The 16,212-nt window shown below is 44.2% G+C and carries 12 protein-coding genes and 1 rRNA gene; 12 read left to right on the forward strand and 1 reads right to left on the reverse strand.

Annotated elements, in window-relative coordinates; genetic code table 11:
• The first annotated feature begins 153 nt into the window (after window positions 1–153).
• The 11 genes from rrf to ISX59_RS10860 all read left to right on the forward strand — a co-directional run bounded on the left by rrf (window position 154) and on the right by ISX59_RS10860 (window position 13,424).
• Window positions 154–264, forward strand: a 5S ribosomal RNA gene (gene rrf / locus ISX59_RS10810).
• Window positions 265–646: 382 nt separating this feature from the next.
• The gene (locus tag ISX59_RS10815; protein WP_005778476.1) at window positions 647–1,237 is read left to right on the forward strand and encodes a V-type ATP synthase subunit E family protein; all 591 of its coding nucleotides are present in this window, start codon (window positions 647–649) and stop codon (window positions 1,235–1,237) included.
• An 11-nt stretch (window positions 1,238–1,248) separates the two neighbouring features.
• Window positions 1,249–2,088, forward strand: a complete 840-nt coding sequence (locus ISX59_RS10820) for a DUF2764 domain-containing protein (RefSeq protein WP_005806758.1) — start codon at window positions 1,249–1,251, stop codon at window positions 2,086–2,088.
• A gap of 35 nt (window positions 2,089–2,123) precedes the next feature.
• Window positions 2,124–3,881 (forward strand): V-type ATP synthase subunit A, encoded by a 1,758-nt coding sequence (locus ISX59_RS10825; protein ID WP_005778474.1) that lies wholly within the window; start codon window positions 2,124–2,126, stop codon window positions 3,879–3,881.
• 29 nt (window positions 3,882–3,910) lie between these two features.
• On the forward strand, window positions 3,911–5,230 hold the full coding sequence (locus ISX59_RS10830) for a V-type ATP synthase subunit B (RefSeq protein WP_005778472.1): 1,320 nt from the start codon (window positions 3,911–3,913) through the stop codon (window positions 5,228–5,230).
• A 12-nt stretch (window positions 5,231–5,242) separates the two neighbouring features.
• On the forward strand, window positions 5,243–5,848 hold the full coding sequence (locus ISX59_RS10835; RefSeq protein WP_005778470.1) for a V-type ATP synthase subunit D: 606 nt from the start codon (window positions 5,243–5,245) through the stop codon (window positions 5,846–5,848).
• Window positions 5,845–7,662 carry a V-type ATP synthase subunit I gene (locus tag ISX59_RS10840; protein ID WP_220575912.1) on the forward strand — a complete coding sequence of 606 codons (1,818 nt, stop codon included), beginning with the start codon at window positions 5,845–5,847 and terminating at the stop codon, window positions 7,660–7,662. The genes ISX59_RS10835 and ISX59_RS10840 overlap by 4 nt, the downstream gene beginning before the upstream one ends.
• 53 nt (window positions 7,663–7,715) lie before the next feature.
• Window positions 7,716–8,177, forward strand: coding sequence for a V-type ATP synthase subunit K (locus ISX59_RS10845; RefSeq protein WP_002562679.1), 462 nt, complete (start codon window positions 7,716–7,718; stop codon window positions 8,175–8,177).
• A gap of 235 nt (window positions 8,178–8,412) precedes the next feature.
• On the forward strand, window positions 8,413–10,074 hold the full coding sequence (locus tag ISX59_RS10850; protein ID WP_005778464.1) for a glycosyltransferase: 1,662 nt from the start codon (window positions 8,413–8,415) through the stop codon (window positions 10,072–10,074).
• Window positions 10,075–10,107: 33 nt separating this feature from the next.
• Window positions 10,108–12,672 carry a glycosyltransferase family 1 protein gene (locus tag ISX59_RS10855; RefSeq protein ID WP_005806753.1) on the forward strand — a complete coding sequence of 855 codons (2,565 nt, stop codon included), beginning with the start codon at window positions 10,108–10,110 and terminating at the stop codon, window positions 12,670–12,672.
• Window positions 12,673–12,773: 101 nt separating this feature from the next.
• Window positions 12,774–13,424: a hypothetical protein gene (locus tag ISX59_RS10860; RefSeq protein WP_005778461.1), complete on the forward strand. Its 651-nt coding sequence runs from the start codon at window positions 12,774–12,776 to the stop codon at window positions 13,422–13,424.
• Between the two features lie 161 nt (window positions 13,425–13,585).
• Here ISX59_RS10860 and ISX59_RS10865 read toward each other — a convergent pair whose 3' ends face one another.
• A complete protein-coding gene (locus ISX59_RS10865) occupies window positions 13,586–14,689 on the reverse strand; it encodes a TlpA disulfide reductase family protein (RefSeq protein WP_005778459.1) in 1,104 nt (367 codons plus the stop codon).
• Between the two features lie 137 nt (window positions 14,690–14,826).
• Between ISX59_RS10865 and potA the strand changes: the two genes are divergently transcribed.
• Window positions 14,827–16,212, forward strand: a complete 1,386-nt coding sequence (gene potA / locus ISX59_RS10870) for a polyamine ABC transporter ATP-binding protein (protein WP_175413949.1) — start codon at window positions 14,827–14,829, stop codon at window positions 16,210–16,212.

The following is a 16,212-nucleotide window of genomic DNA, read 5'->3' on the forward strand; positions in this document are numbered from 1 at the left end:
GACGCAGGTGTACAGGTGGTAACATCACAGCCGAGCGTTACTAATTGCCCGATGACTTTCTTTTATTGTCTTTTATGGTTTATATATCCGTTTAGCTTTACTATCGGGGTGATAGACGGCTAAGTTTACTTTTGTACATTATGTCTACCTTATTCAGGTGACTATAGCATCAGGGTTCCACCTCTTCCCATTCCGAACAGAGAAGTTAAGCCTGATCACGCCGATGGTACTGCGTAACAGTGGGAGAGTAGGTAGTCGCCGTTTTTTTTAGAGAGTTCATCCCCTCGGGTCAGAAGACACGAGGGGATGACTTGTTTTTGGGTATAAGCAATATCTCCTGATAATCTTTTTATCGGCTTCATCCCATATACTCCTGACTCAATCTTCATTTTTCCGGTTTTATCATAATTCAATGTTTGATGTATTATCAGACTGTTTATCTTTGCCATCATCTGAAAAGATGAAACGGGAAGATAAATGTGTCGGGATCGTCATAACCTTTACTTTTGGACGCTTCTTTTCGCGATTACGAACAGTTTTCTTCCTCTTTTCTCTTTTTTTATCAGATTGAATTTTGTACTTTTGGCGAGAATCTGATGAGAAACACTTAGATATTATAATATAAACTTCTAAATAGTCCGTGAATATGGAAAACAAAATTCAAGAGTTGACCGATAAGATTTATCGCGAAGGCGTCGAAAAAGGTAATGAAGAAGCCCGCCGTCTTATTGCGAATGCTCAGGAAGAAGCTAAAAAAATCGTTGAAGATGCCCATAAAGAAGCTGAATCAATTATTGCCACCTCTCGTAAATCTGCCGATGAATTGACAGAGAATACCAAATCAGAGTTGAAACTGTTTGCCGGTCAGGCAGTAAATGCGTTGAAATCAGAAATAGCCACTATGGTAACTGATAAAATTGTGACCGCACCGGTAAAGGAGTTTGCACAGAATAAAGATTTTCTGAGTGCTTTTATCGTAGCTCTGGCTTCCAAATGGAGCGTAGACGAGCCGATTATCATCTCAACTTCTGATGCGGAATCTTTAAGAAAGTATTTTGCGGCCAATGCTAAAGCATTGTTAGACAAAGGTGTTACCATAGAACAAGTGAATGGTATTAAGGCATTGTTTTCTGTATCTCCTGCAGACGGTTCATATAAAGTGAATTTCGGAGAAGAGGAATTTATGAATTACTTTAAAGCATTCCTGCGTCCTCAGTTGGTAGAAATGTTATTCTAAAGGGATGCGTTATGAGTAAATATTATTACTTGGTAGCCGGTTTGCCGGAACTCACACTTGAGGACAGTAAGCTGAGCTATACAGTAGCTGATTTTAAAACGGAAATTTACACGGGCTTGTCAGCTTCAGATCAAAAATTAATTGATCTGTTTTATTTGAAGTTTGATAATGCCAATGTACTGAAGCTTCTGAAAGATAAGGAAGCCGCCATTGATACCCGGGGAAATTTCTCCGCGGAGGAACTTGCTGAATATATCTCTGTTCTTAAAGAAGGAGGAGAAATCAGTACTAAAGAATTTCCTGCATATCTTGCTACTTTCATTTCCGACTATTTCAATACTCCGGCAGAGAATGCTGTTTTACTGGAAGATCATCTGGCTGCACTTTATTATGATTATGCAATGAAATGCGGAAATAAGTTTGTGGCTTCCTGGTTCGAATTCAATCTTACAATTAACAATATCCTTGTGGCATTGACCGCTCGGAAGTATAAATGGGATGTTGCCCGCAATATAGTGGGTGATACGGAAATATGTGAGGCTTTGCGAACTTCCGGAGCCCGTGATTTCGGACTTTCCGGTGAAGTGGATTTTCTGGATCAGTTAGTGAAAATCAGTGAAATAACAGAACTGGTAGAACGCGAGAAGAAGTTGGATGCTTTACGGTGGAACTGGATGGAGGAAGCTATTTTCTTTAACTATTTTACCATCGAACGTATTTTTGCTTTCTTATTGAAACTGGAAATGATTGAACGTTGGATCTCTTTGGATAAGGAAAGAGGAAATCAACTGTTCCGCAGTATCATAGAGTCACTGAAGAATGAAGTGCAGATTCCCGCAGAATTCAGGTAATCCTGCCAAACTCGGATAAATAAATTAAAAAATATATGGCAACAAAAGGAACTGTTAGTGGCGTTATTGCCAACATGGTGACCCTCGTCGTTGATGGACCGGTAGCTCAAAATGAGATTTGTTACATCTCGACCGGTGGCGATAAATTAATGGCGGAGGTGATTAAGGTCGTAGGTACACATGTATATGTTCAGGTGTTCGAAAGCACTCGTGGATTGAAAGTGGGAGCCGAAGCCGAATTTACCGGACACATGCTTGAGGTGACCTTAGGTCCCGGTATGTTATCGAAGAATTACGATGGTCTGCAAAACGACCTTGATAAGATGGATGGCGTATTCCTGAAGAGAGGACAATATACCTATCCGTTGGATAAAGAAAGTGTATGGCATTTTGTTCCCCTTGTCAATGTAGGGGATAAAGTGGAAGCATCTGCCTGGTTAGGACAGGTGGATGAAAACTTCCAGCCATTGAAGATCATGGTACCTTTCACGCAGAAAGGTGTTTGCACGGTGAAATCGATTGTACCTGAAGGCGATTATAAGATTGAAGACGTAATTGCTGTTTTGGTAGACGAAGAGGGAAACAACGTTGAAGTGAATATGATTCAAAAGTGGCCGGTAAAAAGGGCTATGACGAATTATAAAGAAAAACCGCGTCCGTTTAAATTGCTTGAAACCGGTGTACGTGTGATTGACACTGTCAATCCGATAGTAGAGGGGGGGACAGGATTTATTCCCGGTCCGTTCGGTACAGGTAAAACCGTACTTCAGCATGCTATCTCTAAACAGGCAGAGGCCGATATTGTGATCATTGCCGCCTGCGGTGAACGTGCGAACGAGGTTGTGGAAATATTTACTGAGTTCCCAGAACTGGTGGACCCACATACGGGACGTAAGCTGATGGAGCGTACCATTATTATCGCCAATACTTCGAACATGCCGGTAGCGGCCCGTGAAGCTTCTGTGTATACGGCTATGACGATTGCCGAATATTATCGTGCGATGGGATTGAAGATCCTGTTGATGGCAGACTCTACTTCCCGTTGGGCACAGGCATTGCGTGAGATGTCGAACCGTATGGAAGAGTTGCCCGGACCGGATGCATTCCCGATGGACTTGTCCTCAATCATTTCTAACTTCTACGGTCGTGCAGGTTATGTAAAACTGAATAACGGTGAGAGTGGTTCTATTACCTTTATCGGTACGGTATCTCCGGCCGGAGGTAACCTGAAGGAACCTGTGACTGAAAATACTAAAAAGGTAGCTCGTTGTTTCTATGCGCTGGAGCAGGATCGTGCCGATAAGAAGCGTTATCCGGCTGTGAATCCGATCGACTCTTATTCTAAATATATCGAATATCCTGAATTTGAGGCATACATTGCCGAACACATCAACGACGAATGGATCGGTAAAGTGAATGAGATCAAAACGCGTTTGCAGCGTGGTAAGGAAATTGCCGAGCAGATCAACATCTTGGGTGATGACGGTGTGCCGGTAGAATATCATGTCATTTTCTGGAAGTCGGAGTTGATTGATTTCGTTATATTGCAACAGGATGCATTCGATGAAATTGACGCCGTTACTCCGATGGAGCGCCAGGAAGCTATCTTGAACATGGTGATAGACATCTGTCATACGGAATTTGAGTTTGACAACTTTAATGAGGTTATGGACTACTTCAAGAAGATGATTAACATCTGCAAGCAAATGAACTATTCAAAGTTCAAATCGGAACAATATGAAGGTTTCCAGAAGCAATTGAAGGAGTTGGTTGCCGAGAGAAGTGTCAAATAGTGGATTGTAACTAAATTGTAAATAATAACATGGCTACAAAAGCATTTCAAAAAATATATACTAAGATTACTCAGATTACCAAAGCTACCTGCTCGCTGAAAGCTACAGGGGTAGGTTATGATGAGTTGGCCACTGTGAATGGTAAACTGGCTCAGGTTGTAAAGATAGCCGGTGACGAAGTGACTTTGCAGGTGTTTGAGGGTACGGAAGGTATCCCGACCAATGCCGAAGTGGTATTTCTGGGTAAATCGCCTACGCTGAAAGTAAGCGAGCAACTGGCCGGACGTTTTTTCAACGCCTTTGGTGATCCTATCGACGGAGGACCGGAGATTGAAGGACAGGAAGTCGAGATCGGAGGCCCTTCTGTGAATCCGGTACGCCGTAAACAACCTTCAGAACTGATTGCAACCGGTATTGCCGGTATCGACTTGAATAATACCCTGGTTTCCGGTCAGAAGATTCCTTTCTTCGCCGATCCGGACCAACCGTTTAACCAAGTGATGGCGAACGTAGCATTGCGTGCGGAAACAGATAAAATCATTCTGGGAGGTATGGGTATGACAAACGATGACTACCTGTATTTTAAGAATGTATTCTCCAATGCCGGTGCGCTCGACCGTATCGTCAGTTTCGTGAATACCACGGAGAACCCTCCGGTAGAACGTTTGCTGGTACCGGATATGGCTTTGACTGCGGCTGAATATTTCGCAGTACAACACAATCAGAAAGTATTGGTTCTACTGACCGATATGACTTCGTATGCCGATGCTTTGGCTATTGTGTCGAACCGTATGGATCAGATTCCTTCGAAAGACTCTATGCCGGGCTCTCTTTATTCGGACCTTGCTAAAATCTACGAAAAAGCGGTACAGTTCCCCGATGGTGGTTCCATCACAATTATTGCTGTGACTACGTTGTCCGGCGGTGATATCACGCATGCCGTACCCGATAACACCGGTTATATCACCGAAGGACAGTTGTTCCTGCGTCGTGATAGCGATATTGGTAAGGTTATTGTCGATCCGTTCCGTTCATTGTCCCGTCTGAAACAGTTGGTAACCGGTAAGAAGACCCGTAAGGACCATCCACAGGTGATGAATGCTGCGGTACGTCTGTATGCCGATGCCGCTAACGCCAAGACGAAGTTGGAGAATGGTTTTGACCTGACCAATTATGACGAACGTACTTTAGCTTTTGCCAAGGACTACTCCAATCAGTTGCTTGCCATCGACGTCAATCTGGATACGACAGAAATGCTGGATGTGGCATGGGGATTGTTCGGCAAATATTTCCGTCCGGAAGAAGTGAATATCAAGAAGGAACTGGTAGATCAGTATTGGAAAAAATAGTAAATAAACGAGATGGCTATAAAGTTTCAATATAACAAAACCTCCCTTCAGCAGCTTGAGAAGCAACTGAAAGTGCGGGTGCGTACCCTCCCGATTATTAAAAATAAGGAGAGTGCCCTTCGCATGGAAGTGAAGCGCTGTAAAAGCGAAGCTGCCGATCTGGAGGAAAGGCTGGAAAAACAAATCCAGGCTTATGAAGCCATGTTCGCACTTTGGAATGAGTTTGACACCTCATTGATAAAAGTAAATGATGTTCATCTTGGTATCAAAAAAATAGCCGGTGTAAGGGTGCCTTTACTCGAGAATGTAGATTTCGAGATTCGTCCGTACAGCCTGTTTAATGCTCCCAAATGGTATGCCGATGGTATACATTTGCTTAAGGAGTTGGCGCATACCGCTATAGAGCGTGAGTTCACGCTGGCCAAGCTGGGCTTGTTAGAACATGCGAGGAAAAAGACCACTCAGAAAGTTAATCTTTTTGAGAAGGTACAGATACCTGGTTATCAGGATGCTTTGCGTAAGATAAAACGCTTCATGGAAGATGAGGAGAATTTGTCTAAGTCGTCGCAAAAGATTTTGAAATCACAGCAAGAAAAAAGGAAGGAGGCAGAGGCATGATTACAAAAATGAAGAAACTCACATTCCTGGTTTATCATAAGGAGTACGAAGCTTTTCTGAACAGTCTTCGGGAACTCGGAGTCGTTCATATTGTGGAGAAACAGCAGGGAGCGGCTGAGAATGCCGAGTTACAGGATAACATCCGTCTTTCTGCCCGTCTTGCCGCCGCATTGAAATTGTTACAGAACCAGAAACATGGGAAAGATGCGGTCATTGCAACCCATGGAGGCAGTGCTGAACGTGGCCTACAGGTGCTTGACGAAATAGATGCTCTGCAAACCGAGCATAGTAAACTGTTGCAACAGCAGCAAATCTGCGGAAAGGAAAAAGATGCCTTGGAAGCCTGGGGAGATTTTGAACCGGGAGGCATACAGCGGTTGAAAGATGCCGGTTATGTGGTCGGATTCTATACTTGTCCCGAAGGTAACTACAAAGAAGAATGGGAAGCGGAATATAATGCAATGGTTATTTGCCGTATTTCTTCAAAGGTCTTTTTCGTCACCGTGACCAAAGACGGAGAAGAAGTCGATCTGGATGTAGAGCAAGCTAAACTGCCGTCGCAGTCATTGGCGCAACTTGAAATGCAGTATACCAATACCGGGATTGCACTTGAAGAGAATGAAAAGAAGTTGGTTGCTTTGTCTGAAACCGACATACCTTCGCTGAAGGAGGCTTTGAGACAGGTGCAGACTGAAATAGAATTCTCAAAGGTCGTTTTAAGTACGGAGCAGACTGCCGGTGATAAATTGATGTTGCTTGAAGGATGGGCTCCTGTTGCCAGTAAGGTTGAAATCGAAGCCTATCTGAATGACGCACATGTTTATTACGAGATCACAGACCCGACACCGGAAGACAATGTTCCGATTGAACTGAACAACAAAGGCTTCTTTGCCTGGTTTGAGCCGATTTGCAAATTGTACATGTTGCCGAAATATAACGAACTGGACTTGACGCCGTTCTTTGCTCCGTTCTTTATGATCTTTTTCGGACTTTGCCTGGGAGATTCCGGATATGGCTTGTTCCTGTTTGTGGGGGCTACCGCTTACCGTTTGCTGGCAAAGAAACTGAGTCCGTCGGCCAAATCGATCATCTCTCTGATTCAGATACTGGCTACTTCCACTTTCTTCTGCGGATTGCTGACCGGAACCTTCTTCGGTGCCAATATTTACGACCTGCCCTGGCCGTTCATCCAGCGCCTGAAGAGTGCAGTCTTTATGGATAATAATGACATGTTCCAGCTCTCACTGATTTTGGGTGCGGTGCAGATTCTGTTCGGTATGGTATTGAAGGCTGTCAATCAGACCATCCAGTTTGGCTTCAAATACGCCATTGCGACGATCGGGTGGATCATTCTCCTGTTATCGTTGGCTTTTTCGGCGCTGTTGCCGAAAGTGATGCCGATGGGAAGTACCGTACATCTGATCATTATGGGCATTGCCGGTATTATGATTTTCCTGTTCAACAGTCCCGGAAAGAATATCTTTCTTAATATCGGACTGGGTTTATGGGATTCTTATAACATGGCAACGGGGCTGTTGGGTGACGTTCTTTCATACGTGCGTTTATTCGCTCTGGGATTGTCAGGAGGAATTCTTGCCGGAGTATTCAACAGTCTGGCAGTAGGCATGAGTCCGGACAATGTGATTGCCGGTCCCATTGTGATGGTGCTGATATTCGTTATCGGACATGCCATCAATATCTTTATGAATGTGCTCGGAGCCATGGTTCACCCCATGCGTCTGACTTTCGTGGAGTTTTTCAAGAATTCCGGTTACGAAGGCGGTGGCAAGGAGTACAAACCATTCAGAAAATAGAGAAATAAAAAGAAAAATAGTAGAATAATAAATTAAAAAATAAAATTAAGATTATGGAAATGAATTTGTTTATTGCTTACATTGGCATCGCGGTTATGGTTGGTTTGTCGGGCATCGGAAGTGCTTACGGAGTGACTATCGCAGGTAACGCTGCTATCGGCGCATTGAAGAAGAACGATAGTGCATTCGGTAACTTTCTTGTATTGACAGCTCTTCCGGGTACACAGGGATTGTATGGTTTCGCAGGCTACTTTATGTTCCAGACTATCTTCGGCATCCTTACTCCGCAGATAACTGCCATTCAGGCTTCTGCCGTATTGGGTGCAGGTATTGCCCTCGGACTGGTTGCCCTGTTTTCCGCTATTCGCCAGGGACAGGTTTGCGCCAATGGTATTGCAGCCATCGGACAAGGCCATAATGTATTCAGCAACACATTGATTCTTGCTGTATTCCCCGAACTTTATGCTATCGTGGCATTGGCAGCTACCTTCCTTATCGGTAGTGCGCTGGCATAAATGATAAGCTAATGATTTATAAAAACACTTAAGCGTTTTCAGCAAAACGTCTAAGTGTTTTCTGAAAAGACTTAAGCGTTTTCCAAAAACACTTAAGTCTTTTTTTATGCTCTGAAACCTCGTTGTAAACGCTTGTTTGTGCTATTTTGCTTATATTTTTTGTATAAAGTATTATTTTTCAATAAATAATGCGTACTTTTGCACCTGCGTAATAAAAAGAGTTTTAAACATTTATATGGTAAAAGATTTATTAACCCCCGATTATATCTTCGAAGCCAGTTGGGAAGTGTGCAACAAGGTAGGAGGAATTTATACTGTTTTGTCCACAAGGGCAAATACGTTGCAAACTAACTTCCGTGACAAATTATTCTTCATAGGGCCGGATGTGTGGCAAGGAAAAGAAAACCCTTTGTTTATAGAATCTGACAACCTCTGTGCGGCATGGAAAGAACATGCCCTCAATAAAGATAACCTTTCTGTCCGTGTCGGACGTTGGAATATTCCGGGTGAACCCATTGTTATCCTGGTTGATTTTCAGCCTTTCTTTGAGAAAAAGAATGAAATCTATACTGAAATGTGGAATCATTTTCAGGTAGATTCGTTGCATGCTTACGGCGATTATGACGAAGCATCCATGTTCTCGTATGCTGCCGGAAAAGTGGTAGAGAGCTTCTATCGTTATAATCTGACTGAAAATGATAAGGTTGTTTATCAGGCACATGAATGGATGACCGGTTTGGGAGCACTATATGTGCAGTTGGCCGTACCCGAAATAGGGACTATTTTCACTACCCACGCTACCTCTATCGGCCGGAGCATTGCCGGAAACGATAAACCCTTATATGATTATCTGTTTGCCTATAATGGCGACCAGATGGCCCAGGAACTGAATATGCAGTCGAAGCACTCTATTGAGAAGCAGACCGCACATCATGTCGACTGCTTTACGACAGTAAGCGAAATCACTAATAACGAGTGTAAAGAGTTGCTGGATAAGGCAGCAGACGTAGTGCTGATGAATGGCTTCGAGGACGATTTCGTACCTCAGGGAACGGCCTTCACCGGTAAACGCAAACGTGCCCGTTCGCTGATGTTGAACGTGGCCAATAAACTTCTTGGAACCAATATGGGCGATGATACGTTGATTATCGGTACCAGCGGACGCTATGAATTTAAGAACAAAGGAATCGACGTGTTTCTGGAATCGCTGAACCGCTTGAACCGGGACAAAGATTTGCAGAAGAACGTACTGGCATTTGTCAATGTGCCGGGTTGGGTAGGAGAGCCCCGCGAGGACTTGCAGACCCGCCTGAAGAGCAAAGAGAAGTTCGATACTCCGCTTGAAGTGCCTTTCATTACCCATTGGCTGCATAATATGACCCACGATCAGGTGTTGGACATGTTGAAGTATCTGGGTATGGGAAACCGTCCGGAAGATAAGGTGAAAGTGATTTTCGTCCCGTGTTATCTGGATGGAAAGGATGGAATCCTGAATAAAGAATATTATGACTTGATATTGGGAGAAGACTTGAGTGTCTATCCTTCTTATTACGAACCTTGGGGATATACTCCGCTTGAGAGTGTAGCCTTCCGCGTACCTACCATTACGACTGATCTGGCAGGCTTCGGTCTTTGGGTGAACAGCCTGAAGAATCAGCATGGCCTTGATAATGGAGTAGAGGTGCTGCATCGTTCGGACTATAATTACTCAGAAGTTGCCGACGGTATCAAGGATACGATCGCGCTGTTCTCGGGTAAAACGGAAATTGAGGTGAAAGAAATCCGCAAGCATGCGGCGGCTGTGGCCGAACAGGCTTTATGGAAGCATTTCATCAAGTATTATTACGAGGCTTATGATATTGCTTTGCGCAATGCAATGAAACGTCAACTAAACTAAGTATTTATTCATCAACAAGTAAACAATAACATTATGAAAATTAAAGTAAGTAATGTGAATACTCCGAATTGGAAGGAGGTAACTGTAAAGTCACGTGTTCCTGCGGAATTAGAGAAATTATCTGAACTTGCACGCAACATTTGGTGGGCATGGAATTATGAAGCTACTGAACTGTTCAGAGATTTGGATCCGACCCTTTGGAAAGAAGCTGGTCAAAATCCGGTACTTTTGCTTGAACGTATGAGTTACGAAAAATTGGAAGCTTTATCAAAAGATAAGGTTATCCTGAAACGTATGAATGACGTATATGCTAAATTCAGAGACTACATGGATGTGAAGCCAGACGATAAACGTCCTTCTGTAGCCTACTTTAGCATGGAGTATGGTTTGAATCACGTTCTTAAAATATATTCCGGCGGTTTAGGTGTACTGGCCGGCGACTATCTGAAAGAAGCTTCTGACAGCAATGTAGATCTTTGCGCGGTAGGTTTCCTGTATCGCTACGGTTACTTTACACAAACGCTGTCTATGGACGGGCAGCAGATTGCCAATTACGAAGCACAGAACTTCGGTCAGCTTCCTATCGACCGTGTGACGGATGCAGACGGAAAACCGTTGGTAGTGGATGTGCCTTATATGGATTACTACGTACATGCAAATGTATGGAGAGTAAACGTAGGACGTATTTCTTTGTATCTGCTCGATACAGACAACGAAATGAACAGTGAATTTGACCGTCCTATCACTCACCAACTCTACGGAGGTGACTGGGAAAACCGTCTGAAACAGGAGATCCTGTTAGGTATCGGCGGTATGCTGACACTGAAAGCACTGGGCATCAAGAAAGATATTTATCATTGTAACGAAGGACACGCTGCCCTGATCAACGTACAGCGTATCTGCGACTATGTAGCTACCGGTCTTACTTTCGACCAGGCTATCGAGTTGGTTCGTGCATCTTCTTTATATACGGTTCATACTCCGGTTCCTGCCGGTCACGATTACTTTGACGAAGGTTTGTTTGGCAAGTATATGGGTGGCTATCCCTCAAAGATGGGTATCAGCTGGGACGATCTGATGGATCTCGGACGTAACAATCCGGGTGACAAAGGAGAACGTTTCTGTATGTCGGTATTTGCCTGCAACACTTCTCAGGAAGTGAACGGTGTGAGCTGGCTGCATGGAAAGGTTTCTCAGGAGATGTTCTCTTCTATCTGGAAAGGATACTTCCCGGAGGAAAGCCATGTGGGCTATGTGACCAACGGTGTACACTTTCCTACTTGGAGTGCTACGGAATGGAAACAGCTTTATGCTAAATATTTCAACGAAAGCTTCCTGTATGATCAGTCAAATCCGAAGATTTGGGAAGCTATCTATAATGTGCCCGATGAAGAAATCTGGAAGACCCGTGTAACTATGAAGAACAAGCTGGTGGATTATATCCGCAAGCAGTTCCGTGAAACGTGGTTGAAGAACCAGGGAGATCCGTCACGCATTGTATCTCTGTTGGATAAGATCAATCCGAATGCGTTGCTGATTGGTTTCGGCCGCCGTTTTGCCACTTACAAACGTGCTCACCTGCTGTTCACCGATTTGGAACGTCTGTCGAAGATTGTTAATAACCCCGATTATCCGGTACAGTTCCTCTTCACAGGTAAAGCCCACCCGCACGATGGTGCAGGTCAGGGGCTGATTAAGAGGATTGTTGAGATCTCTCAGCGTCCGGAATTCCTGGGCAAGATTATCTTCCTCGAAAACTACGATATGCAGTTGGCCCGCCGTCTGGTGAGTGGGGTTGATATCTGGCTGAACACGCCGACCCGTCCGCTTGAAGCATCCGGTACATCGGGTGAGAAAGCTTTGATGAACGGTGTATTGAACTTCTCCGTGCTCGATGGATGGTGGCTTGAAGGTTACCGCGAAGGTGCAGGTTGGGCATTGACCGAGAAACGTACTTACCAGAATCAGGAACATCAGGATCAGCTCGATGCGGCTACCATCTACAGTATTCTTGAAACAGAAATTCTGCCGTTATATTATGCCCGCAACAAGAAGGGGTATTCAGAAGGCTGGATTAGAAGTGTGAAAAACTCAATCGCTCAGATTGCTCCTCACTATACAATGAAGCGTCAACTCGACGATTACTATAGCAAATTCTACTGCAAGGAAGCCAAGCGCTTCAAAGAATTGTCTGCCAATGATAATGCGAAGGCAAAAGAAATTGCAGCATGGAAAGAAGAAGTGGTTGCCAAGTGGGATTCCATCGAGATCGTTTCAAGAGATAGAGAAGCAGACATTGCACAAGGCGATATCGAAAGCGGCAAGGAGTATACGATTACCATTGTCGTTGATGAAAAAGGATTGAACGATGCAGTGGGACTGGAGTTGGTTACAACTTATACGACTCCGGAAGGAAAACAGCATGTTTATTCGGTAGAACCATTCAGCGTGGTTAAGAAAGAAGGCGATCTGTATACATTCCAGGCTAAACACAGCTTGTCGAATGCAGGAAGCTTCAAAGTATCATACCGTATGTTCCCGAAAAATCCGGATCTGCCTCACCGTCAGGACTTCTGTTATGTGCGTTGGTTTGTCTGATTGGTATGTAAAGTAAAGAGAGATTTACTATAACTATTTGAAAGGCTGTTTTGAAGTGTATACTGTCAAAACAGCCTTTTATTGTTTAATATCGATGTATTATGAGAAGGTTTTTTATTTTCATTGCTTTCGCACTGTGCAGTTTCTGGCAGTTGAGAGCCCAGGCCGATACGGCTTCGTTCCTGTTTGATAAGTATGAAGATGCCCAGGTGGTTCTCAGAGCCGGTGGTGAATTGAAGTCAAAAATGAACTACAATATAGTAGCCAACAAGTTCTATTTTGTAGATCCGCAGGATAAGCAGGTGAAGGAACTTGCCAATCCGGGAGATATTTTGCTGATCAAGATAGGAGGGCGTACGTTTTATCCGGAATCCAACGGAGCCGGAATAGAAATGTTGCCGACAAAACCGGTAGTGTATGTTCAGTATAAAGCATCTGCACGTAAGGAAGCCCCTGTGGGAGCCTATGGCACCCGTTCGGAAACAACGGCAGTTCAGAGTTACGGTTCTGTCATGAGCAATGGACAATCATACCAGTTGCAAGGTGAGAAGATGATTGTCGGCAACCGGCATCATATCTATTGGGTGGAGAAAGACGATAAAATGAAACAGTTCCGCAATTTTAAGCAATTTGCCAAAATCTACTCAAAGCATCGTGCGGAAATTGAGAAATACATTGGAGAGAATAAAGTGAATTTTGAGAATGTGGATCAGATTGTCAAGCTTTGTTCCTATGCCGATTCACTGAAATAGGTTTGGTTTTGAAAGCCCCTGTCCGGGACATTTGTGAAATGAAGAGGCTGTGTCGAAACTCTTTTTACCACGGAGTAACACAGAGTCTTTTTGTTAATAATCAATAACTTAAAATCGCCTCTGTGTTACTCTGTGTCCTCTGTGGTAAGTTTTGATACAGCCTATTTGTTCAATACTTCTTCCAGTTTGGCTTGGAGCGCTTCTCCGTGCAGGCCACGTGCAAGAATTGTTCCGTCAGCATCAACCAGCATGGTGTGGGGAATACTGTTTACGGCATACAACTGTGCACCTTCGTTCTGCCAGCCTTTCAGGTCGGACATCTGAGGCCAGGTGATGTTTAGCTTCTTGATGGCATCTTTCCATTTATCGGCATCCTGATCGAGAGACACGCCTACGATTTCGAAGTTCTTGCCTTTGTACTTAGCGTAAGCCTCTACGATGTTCGGCATTTCGCGGCGGCAAGGACCACACCAGCTTGCCCAGAAGTCAACCAATACCACTTTACCTTTTCCTACATAGTCGGATAGTTTTACCGGTTTTCCGTCGGGTGTCAGCATCTCGAAGTCGATAAATTTCTGACCAGCAGCAGTCGCTTTCTGCTTTTCGGTAACTTCTTTGATTTTCATAATCAGTTCGTCATTCTGATAGTTGGCAGGTATTTGTTTCAGCAAAGCATCATTCTCTTCGGTAGAGTTTTCATAGAAACTTTGTTTGAACAACATGATACCCACCGGGTTGGTGATGTTTTTCTGTACACCTTCTTTGATAGCCTGGCTGTATGCCTCTTCCAGCTGTGAGTATTCTTTTTGTTTTGCCAACTTCTGATCATCGGTCAGTGTGCTGTCGCCCATAGCCTGGTAGATGGCTGCCTGTTTCTGATCGATCACATTGGTCTTGTTCCGTATCTCCTGATAAGCGTCATTGTTCGGAGTACCGGTTGCCGACTTATTATCTTTAGACAGATTTACGTTGATTTTACCGTTTTCGAGGAAGAAATCTACATATGCTCCGTCACCGTTTTTAGAGTAAGTGATGTAACGGTTCACTGCGGAATCCTGTACGCCTTCGAATGTAAATGTTCCGTTAGCGATGATGGCTGTATCCAGTTTGTTGAACTGTCTGCTTACACGTTCCTGAATAAATACGGTATCGCCGTCGGAAGCGCCTTCCACAGTACCTGTTATCACATAACCGGGTTTGCTGTTATTACAAGATGCTACTCCCAGAGCAACCGCTGCAACAGCCAGATAAGTTAACTTTTTCATTGCTTTAGTATGTTTTATGAATAAATATTTATGCAAAGATAGCCGTTTTTTTTATTCGGAATAGAATTTCTCTGTTATATTAGATTAACATGTATGTACGAATCGGATAAATGTGTACCTTTGCACCCCAAATTAGTATGAATATGCAAGAAAGCAAATCCATTATTGAGGTGAACGGTGTGTCTAAATTCTTCGGAGAGAAGACTGCCCTGGATCATGTGACCCTGAATGTAAAAAAAGGTGAGTTCGTCACCATCCTGGGTCCTTCGGGTTGTGGTAAGACTACTTTGTTACGCCTTATTGCCGGCTTCCAGACTGCTTCGGAAGGCGAAATTAAAATATCGGGGAAGGAAATCACGCAGACTCCTCCGCACAAACGTCCGGTAAACACGGTGTTTCAGAAGTACGCTTTGTTTCCGCATCTGAATGTATATGATAATATTGCTTTCGGGCTGAAGCTGAAAAAGATGCCGAAGCAGACCATTGAGAAGAAGGTGAAGGCTGCTTTGAAGATGGTGGGGATGACGGACTATGAATACCGTGACGTAGATTCGCTGTCCGGCGGACAACAGCAACGTGTGGCTATCGCACGTGCCATAGTCAACGAACCGGAAGTGCTGCTGCTCGACGAACCATTGGCAGCTCTCGACCTGAAGATGCGCAAAGACATGCAGATGGAACTGAAGGAGATGCACAAATCATTAGGGATCACTTTTGTATATGTCACCCACGATCAGGAGGAAGCATTGACGCTGAGCGATACGATTGTCGTCATGAGCGAAGGACGAATCCAGCAGATCGGCACTCCCATTGATATTTACAATGAACCTACCAATTCGTTTGTGGCCGATTTTATCGGGGAAAGTAATATCCTGAACGGTGTGATGATACACGACAAACTGGTACGTTTCTGCAATACCGAGTTCGAATGTGTGGACGAAGGGTTCGGCGAAAACATGCCCGTAGACGTAGTGATCCGTCCGGAGGATCTTTATATATTTCCGGTTTCGGAAGCGGCACAACTGACCGGCGTGGTGCAGTCGTCCGTCTTCAAGGGGGTACATTATGAAATGACCGTCCTTTGCAACGGCTATGAATTTCTGGTACAGGACTATCATCATTTTGAGGTCGGTGCCCTCGTTGGGCTGTTGGTGAAACCGTTTGATATTCATATAATGAAGAAAGAGCGCGTGTGCAATACCTTCGAAGGCAAGCTGATTGACGAAACCCATGTGGAGTTTCTGGGTTGTAACTTCGAGTGTGCTCCTGTCACCGGAATTGATGCCAGCAGCGAAGTGAAAGTGGAAGTCGGTTTCGACAAAGTGATTCTTCAGGATAACGAAGAAGACGGTACGCTGACCGGAGAGGTGAAGTTCATCCTTTATAAAGGCGACCACTATCATCTGACTGTGCTTTCGGATTGGGACGAGAATGTATTTGTAGATACGAACGACGTATGGGACGATGGAGACCGTGTAGGTATCACCATCCCCCCGGACGGTATCAGAGTAATTAAGAACTAA

Origin of the sequence: Bacteroides sp. FSHCM14E1 (assembly GCF_019633785.1) — a bacterium.
GTDB lineage: Bacteria > Bacteroidota > Bacteroidia > Bacteroidales > Bacteroidaceae > Bacteroides > Bacteroides hominis.

Bases quoted from the DNA above. Each gene is read 5' to 3' on its own strand.
- ISX59_RS10840 (WP_220575912.1), top strand. From the start codon at position 5,845: ATGATTACAAAAATGAAGAAACTCACATTCCTGGTTTATCATAAGGAG.
- ISX59_RS10855 (WP_005806753.1), top strand. From the start codon at position 10,108: ATGAAAATTAAAGTAAGTAATGTGAATACTCCGAATTGGAAGGAGGTA.
- ISX59_RS10820 (WP_005806758.1), top strand. From the start codon at position 1,249: ATGAGTAAATATTATTACTTGGTAGCCGGTTTGCCGGAACTCACACTT.
- ISX59_RS10850 (WP_005778464.1), top strand. From the start codon at position 8,413: ATGGTAAAAGATTTATTAACCCCCGATTATATCTTCGAAGCCAGTTGG.
- ISX59_RS10835 (WP_005778470.1), top strand. From the start codon at position 5,243: ATGGCTATAAAGTTTCAATATAACAAAACCTCCCTTCAGCAGCTTGAG.
- ISX59_RS10830 (WP_005778472.1), top strand. From the start codon at position 3,911: ATGGCTACAAAAGCATTTCAAAAAATATATACTAAGATTACTCAGATT.
- ISX59_RS10860 (WP_005778461.1), top strand. From the start codon at position 12,774: ATGAGAAGGTTTTTTATTTTCATTGCTTTCGCACTGTGCAGTTTCTGG.
- ISX59_RS10845 (WP_002562679.1), top strand. From the start codon at position 7,716: ATGGAAATGAATTTGTTTATTGCTTACATTGGCATCGCGGTTATGGTT.
- ISX59_RS10815 (WP_005778476.1), top strand. From the start codon at position 647: ATGGAAAACAAAATTCAAGAGTTGACCGATAAGATTTATCGCGAAGGC.
- ISX59_RS10865 (WP_005778459.1), bottom strand. From the start codon at position 14,689: ATGAAAAAGTTAACTTATCTGGCTGTTGCAGCGGTTGCTCTGGGAGTA.
- ISX59_RS10825 (WP_005778474.1), top strand. From the start codon at position 2,124: ATGGCAACAAAAGGAACTGTTAGTGGCGTTATTGCCAACATGGTGACC.
- potA (WP_175413949.1), top strand. From the start codon at position 14,827: ATGAATATGCAAGAAAGCAAATCCATTATTGAGGTGAACGGTGTGTCT.